At 64.6% G+C, this 7,293-nt stretch carries 6 protein-coding genes; all 6 read right to left on the reverse strand.

Features of this window, described 5'->3' with window-relative positions:
- Positions 1–588 (reverse strand): alcohol dehydrogenase catalytic domain-containing protein (locus AC1DJT_RS31925; protein WP_476835642.1); only part of this gene is annotated, 588 nt, incomplete at its 3' end.
- Between the two features lie 235 nt (positions 589–823).
- The gene (locus AC1DJT_RS31930) at positions 824–1,693 is read right to left on the reverse strand and encodes an outer membrane protein (RefSeq protein ID WP_476835643.1); all 870 of its coding nucleotides are present in this window, start codon (positions 1,691–1,693) and stop codon (positions 824–826) included.
- A 220-nt stretch (positions 1,694–1,913) separates the two neighbouring features.
- Entirely contained in the window at positions 1,914–3,257 is a 1,344-nt protein-coding gene (glmM, locus tag AC1DJT_RS31935; protein WP_476835644.1) for a phosphoglucosamine mutase, read from the reverse strand.
- A gap of 298 nt (positions 3,258–3,555) precedes the next feature.
- Complete coding sequence (ftsH, locus tag AC1DJT_RS31940) at positions 3,556–5,481, reverse strand: ATP-dependent zinc metalloprotease FtsH (RefSeq protein ID WP_113513338.1); 1,926 nt, start codon at positions 5,479–5,481, stop codon at positions 3,556–3,558.
- A 111-nt stretch (positions 5,482–5,592) separates the two neighbouring features.
- Positions 5,593–6,648: a tRNA lysidine(34) synthetase TilS gene (gene tilS, locus AC1DJT_RS31945; RefSeq protein WP_476835645.1), complete on the reverse strand. Its 1,056-nt coding sequence runs from the start codon at positions 6,646–6,648 to the stop codon at positions 5,593–5,595.
- The coding region (gene ybgF / locus AC1DJT_RS31950) for a tol-pal system protein YbgF (RefSeq protein ID WP_476835646.1) at positions 6,645–7,293 on the reverse strand (649 nt) is incomplete at its 5' end. The genes ybgF and tilS, both read right to left, overlap by 4 nt.

Genomic DNA, 7,293 nt, shown 5'->3' on the forward strand with positions numbered 1-7,293 from the left:
GCCGAGCCCGAAGACCACGACATTGGCGCCGGGCCAGACCTTGGCGGTGTAGATCACCGCGCCGATCCCCGTCGTCACGCCGCAGCCGATATAGCAGATCTTGTCGAAGGGCGCGTCCTCACGAACCTTCGCCAGCGCGATCTCGGGCAGCACCGTGAAATTCGCGAAGGTCGAGCAGCCCATATAGTGGAAGACCTCGCCGCCATCGCAGGAGAAGCGCGATGTGCCGTCCGGCATCACGCCCTGGCCTTGTGTCGAGCGGATCGCGGTGCAGAGATTGGTGCGGCGCGACAGGCAGCTTTTGCAGCTGCGGCATTCCGGCGTGTAGAGCGGAATGACGTGGTCGCCTGGCTTCAGCGTCGTGACCCCGGCGCCGACCTCGCGCACGATGCCGGCGCCCTCATGGCCGAGGATCGCCGGGAACTTGCCCTCTGAATCGAGCCCGGAAAGCGTGTAGGCGTCGGTGTGGCAGATGCCGGTCGCCATCACCTCGACCAGGACCTCGCCCGCCTTCGGGCCGCCGATCTCGATGGTTTCGATGGTCAGCGGTTTTCCGGCCTCCCAGGCAACGGCGGCGCGTGTCTTCATGATCATATCCTTGCAGAGGGCCAGCGCGAACGGCGATGGCGCGTGGGCTGGAAGCCTGGTCAGTGGAGGCGTGTCCCGACTGCGAACGCCTCGGCCAAGCACAAATAGGGCGAAGGGATGGAGGCTTTGTCAACGCGGCCCGACTTGGAGCCTCACAGTCTTGCGGAGTTGCGAAATGCAAACGGCGCGGATCGATGATCCGCGCCGTTCCTTACGAAACTGGAAAGCCAGCTGGTCAGTACTTGCGCACGACGGGCGCCTGGTAGGCGACCGGAGCCGGAGCCGCGCAGCAATCGGGATCGCCGAAATTCCAGCGCATGCCGATGCGGATGTCGTGGCTMTGGATGTCCTTGGCCTTCAGCGGCCCATAGGATTCCGTCAGGAATGCATTTTGAATGCGCCCAGACTGGGCATCGCCCAGATTGAGGTAGCGATACCCAACTTCAAGGGTCAGGTTCTTGTTCACCTCATAGCCGAGCCCCGCCATGAGCGCCCAGGCGACGCCGGAACGGGTGCCGTTGCTCGCGGTGCCCAGCGTCGGGGAAACCGGACCGAAAGGCTCATTGGCAAACACGATGCCCTGTTCGGTCAACCCCGAGATGCGGTTCTGCGCATAACCGATACCGGCGCCGATATAGGGCGTCAGGCAGTTCCAGGTGCCGAGATCGACATAGGCGTTGAACAGGGCCACCATCGAGGAGAGGTTGCCCTTGTAGGTATTTGTCTGGGTGCCATTGGCGAAGGAGTTGAAGAGCTTATCATTGACCCCAATCGTCCCTCCGCCGCGATACTCCCATGTACCATCGATGCGGAACCAATTGTTGAAGCGGTAGCCCACGCCGACGCCACCGAAAAAGGCCGTTTGATCGGTTTTATTGAAAAGCACGCCGCCGACAGCCGCAAGGTCGTCCTGCTGGTACTTGCCGACGGTCTGCAAACCGACACCTACATCACCGCGCAAATACCAACCGGACCCAATCGTCCCGCGCAGGGCAACAGGCTCAGGCGGTGGAGGCAGCAGAGGGGCGAGGTCGGCAGCAGAGGCCACTGCGGAGCCTCCGAAGGCCATGGCGCCCGCCAGCGCGAGAATTTTCAGGCTGCCCATGGCAGAGTCCCTCGAGTTTGCGCGACGCGATACTCAGCTCGCGCGTGTTACCGACGGGAAGGACCCTGGCACGAATTCCTTAAACGACGCTTAACCTTACCGCTTAACCACGAAATCTCGTGCAAACGAGCAAACTCTGTGCATTCTCAAGGTGGAATGCACAGGGACCTGCCCTAGCTTCAGGATGATCCTTGACCGAAAACGCAGCCCGCCGGCTACGTCAGGCTGCGGCCTTGGTCACCGCATCGACGATGTCATCGACAGCGCGCATCACMAGGTCGCGGTCATCGCCTTCGGCCATCACCCTGATCACCGGCTCAGTGCCTGACGGACGAATGACGAGACGCCCGCTATCCCCGAGCATTTGCCTGGCGGCCTCGATCGCGTTGACGACCGGCTTCTCCGTCAGGGGCTGGCCCTGCTTGTAGCGCACGTTCTTGAGGATCTGCGGCAGCGGCTCGAAGCAGTGGCAGACTTCCGAGACCGGCTTGTCCATCCGCTTCACCACCGCGAGCAGCTGCAGCGCCGCCACGAGCCCGTCTCCGGTCGTCGCATAGTCGGAGAGGATGATATGGCCGGATTGCTCGCCGCCAAGGTTGAAGCCGTTCGCCCGCATATGCTCGAGCACATAACGGTCGCCCACAGCGGTGCGCTCAAGACTCAGGCCGAGTCCTGCGAGATAACGCTCCAGCCCGAGATTCGACATCACGGTCGCGACGATGCCAGGCGCCGAGAGACGACCGTCCTCCTGCCAGCTGCGCGCAATTACGGCCATCAGCTGGTCGCCATCGACGGCATGTCCCTGCTCGTCGATGATCAGCACGCGATCAGCGTCGCCATCAAGGGCGATGCCGATATCGGCGCGCAGCTCGCGCACCTTCTGAGCCAAGGCATCCGGCTTGGTCGAACCGACATCCTTGTTGATGTTAAAGCCGTCCGGCTCGACCCCGATGGCGATGACCTCGGCCCCGAGCTCCCAGAGCGCCTCGGGCGCAACCTTGTAGGCGGCGCCGTTGGCGCAATCGACGACGATGCGCAGCCCGTCGAGATTCATGTTGCGCGGCAAGGTGCGTTTGGCGAATTCGATATAGCGCGCATGGGCGCTGTCGATGCGCTTGGCACGGCCAAGCATCGCAGCCTCCGAAAGCTGCGCTCCGAGATCGGAATCGATCAGGGCGGCGATCTCGCTCTCGACCTCGTCATTGAGCTTGTAGCCGTCGGGACCGAACAGCTTGATGCCGTTATCCTCATAGGGATTGTGCGACGCCGAGATCATCACGCCGAGATCCGCGCGCATCGAGCGCGTCAGCATCGCGACCGCCGGCGTCGGCATCGGACCGAGCTGCAGCACATCCATGCCGACCGAGGTGAAGCCGGCGATCAGCGCCGTCTCGATCATGTAGCCCGAGAGCCGCGTATCCTTGCCGATCACCACGCGGTGGCGGTACTCGCCGCGCCGAAACGCGATACCGGTTGCCTGGCCGACCCTGAGCGCCAGATCGGGCRTGATCACGCCATTGGCGCGGCCGCGGATGCCGTCGGTTCCAAAATATTTGCGCGTCATATCCAGTCGATCCAGATGGCGGCCATGATGGGAGCTTCGCGGACAACCGGGGCGCGGTTGCAACCAGCCCGCTCCCGGCCCTGTTGAGTTCTTCTATAGCGGGACATGCGTTCCGCCTTGTCACGTTTTATGACGAATTTTATCATGGGCAACGCCGCCGGAACGAAGACGGGAACGACCGCGCGGGTCTCGTCCCCAACTCGGTCACACGCAACAGCCCCACMTAACCATTGATCGCAGGCAAAGAAAAAGGCGGCCAATATGGCCGCCTTCATGTGTCAGGTCCGACCGAGGCCGTTCAGACCAGCGGCTGCGGCTCCAGACCAGCGTCAGGCTCGTCGCGCTTACGGCCGCGGCCGGCACTCGGCACCGCCGAGCCGCGCGGCGCCGACGGCGTATCGTCAGCATCGCGGGTCGGGCGCTTGCCGGCGATCAGATCGCGGATCTCGTCGCCGGTCAGCGTCTCGAACTCGAGCAGCGCCTCGGCCACGTGGACGAATTCCTCATGGTGTTCGTTGAGGATCTTCTTGGCGTCCAGATAGCCCTGGTGGACGAGCTTGCGCACTTCGCTATCGATCTTCTGCGCGGTCGCTTCCGACACGCTCTGGGTCCGGCCCATCGACATGCCCAAGAAAACCTCTTCCTGGTTGTCGCCATAGGCGACCAGGCCGAGTTCATCGGAATAGCCCATCTGCGTTACCATGGCCTTGGCCATCTTGGTCGCCTGCTGGATGTCGCCGGTGGCGCCCGAGGTGATGTTCTCCTTGCCGAAGGTGATCTCCTCCGCAACGCGACCGCCCATGGCCACCGCGAGCTGCGAGGTGAACTCCTTGAACTTCATCGAATAGCGATCACCCTCCGGCAGGAACTTCACCATGCCGAGCGCGCGACCGCGCGGGATGATCGTCGCCTTGTGGACCGGGATGCCGGCGGGGACATACAAGCCCACGATGGCGTGGCCGGCCTCATGATAGGCGGTCAGCTTCTTCTCTTCCTCGGACATCGCCATGGATTTGCGCTCGGCGCCCATCATGACCTTGTCCTTGGCATCCTCGAACTCGGCATGGGTGACCATGCGCTTGCCGCGGCGAGCCGCCAGCAGCGCCGCCTCGTTGACGAGGTTCATCAGATCGGCGCCCGAGAAGCCAGGTGTTCCGCGCGCCAGGATCTTGAGATCGACATCGGGAGCCATCGGCACCTTGCGGACGTGCACGCGCAGGATCTTCTCGCGGCCGGCGACGTCGGGATTCGGCACGACGATCTGGCGATCGAAGCGACCGGGGCGCAACAGCGCCGGATCGAGCACGTCCGGGCGGTTCGTGGCGGCGATGATGATCACACCCTCATTCGCCTCGAAGCCGTCCATCTCGACGAGCAGCTGGTTCAGGGTCTGCTCGCGCTCGTCATTGCCGCCGCCGAGACCGGCGCCGCGGTGACGACCGACCGCATCGATTTCGTCGATGAAGATGATGCAGGGCGCGTTCTTCTTGGCCTGCTCGAACATGTCGCGCACGCGGCTCGCGCCGACGCCGACGAACATCTCGACGAAATCAGAACCCGAGATCGTGAAGAACGGCACATTGGCTTCGCCGGCGACGGCACGCGCCGTCAGCGTCTTGCCGGTGCCGGGAGGACCGACGAGCAGCACGCCGCGCGGGATGCGCCCACCGAGCCGCTGGAACTTCTGGGGATCGCGCAGGAATTCGACGATCTCCTGCAGATCCTCCTTGGCCTCGTCGATGCCCGCGACATCCTCGAAGGTGACGCGACCATGCGCCTCGGTCAGCAGCTTGGCCTTGGACTTGCCGAAGCCCATGGCGCGACCAGCACCATTCTGCATCTGCCGGGACATGAAGATCCACAGGCCGATGAAGATGACGAAGGGCAATGAATTGACGAGCAGCGCCATGAACCAGGGCGTGCCCTCCGACGGAGCACGCGCCGAGACCTGGACCCCCTTCTGCGCCAGCGTCTTCAGCAGAGCCGGGTCGCCATAGGGAGCGTAGGTGACGAAGCTGCGGCCGTCCGAAAACGTGCCCGAAATCTCCTGGCCTGCGACCACGACATTGGAAATCCGCCCGGCTTCGCTCTCGTTGATGAGCTGGCTATAGGGGATTTCATTGGTGCTGGTGCGTTGGCTCGGGCTCTGGAACAGCGTCACGAGCGCCAGAACCAGCAGGAAAATCACCACCCAGAGGGCAAAATTACGGAAGTTCGGATTCATTCTCTGTCCGATCGGGCCGCCCGGTCCAACCGGAAAGGGCCAAGGGTTTCAGGCGTTAATCTAGGAGCGGCAAAGCCCCTTGCCAAGGGAAACAGCAGATTTGAACCAGGCTCATCGCGACGCAGGGTGAACGCCCCGTCTGCGCGCCGGTTCCGGCGCCAGCGTCAGGACACCGTCCCGATCGAGCGCAAGTACACACCCCGATAGTGTCCGCGTCATGGCCGTGCCCCGCCGTGCCGCCTCCAGAAGCGTGAACACGCAGCCTTCCAGCCGCTCGAGCCGCGACAGTTCAGCGTTCGATCCAGGCACCAGGGCGAGCGCCTCGGCCATAACCCGCAGGGCAATTTCCTCGGGAAGATCGACCAACGCGCCGAAGCGCAGCCGCGTCACCCCGGTCCCCTCCCCTGCGAATATGAGCGACGGCAGCAGCAGGGCGACGTGGTGCTCTATCGCCGCATCCATGCGCGCCAGCCTCGCAGCCAGGACCGCCAGACGTTCGGCTGTGAGCCCCTCGTCGGCCAGCATCGGCATCAGGGTCCGCCAACGCGCGCGCTCGAACCGCGGATCGGCATTGCTCGGGTCACGAATGTAGGAAAGCCCCCTCGCCTCAGCGGTCGCGATGAGACGCGCTTTCTGTACGGCAAGCAGCGGACGTGCCAGCACCGTGCCACCCTTGCGCACCTTGGCTCGCATACCGGCGAGCCCGCTCGGCCCGGAACCGCGCGCCATCCGCATCAGCAGCGTCTCGGCCTGGTCGTCGAGCGTGTGCGCCGTGACCAGCACTGCACCACCGAGAGCCTCCGCATGTGCCGCCAGCAGGGCATAGCGCGCCTCTCGTGCCCGTTGCTGGATGCCCGTCGCAGGTTTCGGCCCTGCCCAACGCAGGATCACATGGGGAACCCTCAGCCCGGAGCAGAGCGCGCCGACGGCTTCAGCTTCGCTCGAGGACGTCTCGCGCAGGCCGTGATCGACCGTCGCGGCATGAAGCGCGGGCCTAGCGGGCTGCTGCGCCCAATCGTGCAACAGGGAAAGCAGGGCAACGGAATCTGGGCCGCCCGAGACCGCAATCAGCAGGCGCGTTTCACCCGCGAGCCCGGCGAAGAGCGCAGCCGCCTCGCCGGCTGAAACCGGAAGATGCTCAGGATCGCTGGAAGCCAGCGCGCTCAAGCGCAGCGAGCGCGGCGCCGTTCGCGCTCGACACCCTGCCGCACGGCATTGGAAGCGGAAGGATAGTCGACGCCGACCTTGGCATAGGTTGCGCAGGCCTGGTCGCGCGCGCCAAGCCCATTCAGCGACATGCCGAGCTTGAGCAGGCTGTCGGCACCCTTGCCGGCGCGCGGATAGTCACGCGAGATCTTCAGGAATTGCTCGGCAGCCTCGCGATAGCGCTGGCGCTGGAAATAGCTCTCGCCGAGCCAGAAGGTGGCGTCGGCGGCAAGCCGATCACGCGGATAGCTCTGCAGGAACTGACGAAAGCCCATTTCGGCCTGCTCGTATTCCTTGCGCAGGACATAGGCATAGGCCGTGTCATAGCTGTCCTTGGGGCTCGGCGCCGCGCCCGTCGCCGCGACGCTCGGTCCGCCACGCGGTCCGCCCTGCGGCAGCGCACCCTGCGGGACCTGTCGGCCGACGCCCTGAAGGTCGAGCGGTCCCTGGCCACCACCGCCCGCCCCGGCGAATTCGTCCTCGATAATGCCTTCCATGCTGCCGAGCTGACGCGGCGCCCCCGAGCCACCCGGGTGCGTTGAGGGGTCGAAGGCATCATTCCGACGCGGACGACCCGGCTGCGTCGCCGGCGGCTGGGCAGCCGGC

The organism is Allobosea sp. 05T422_2, from assembly GCF_056396265.1.

Excerpts from the sequence above, each read along its gene's own strand:
- ftsH (WP_113513338.1), bottom strand. The coding sequence starts at position 5,481 with ATGAATCCGAACTTCCGTAATTTTGCCCTCTGGGTGGTGATTTTCCTG.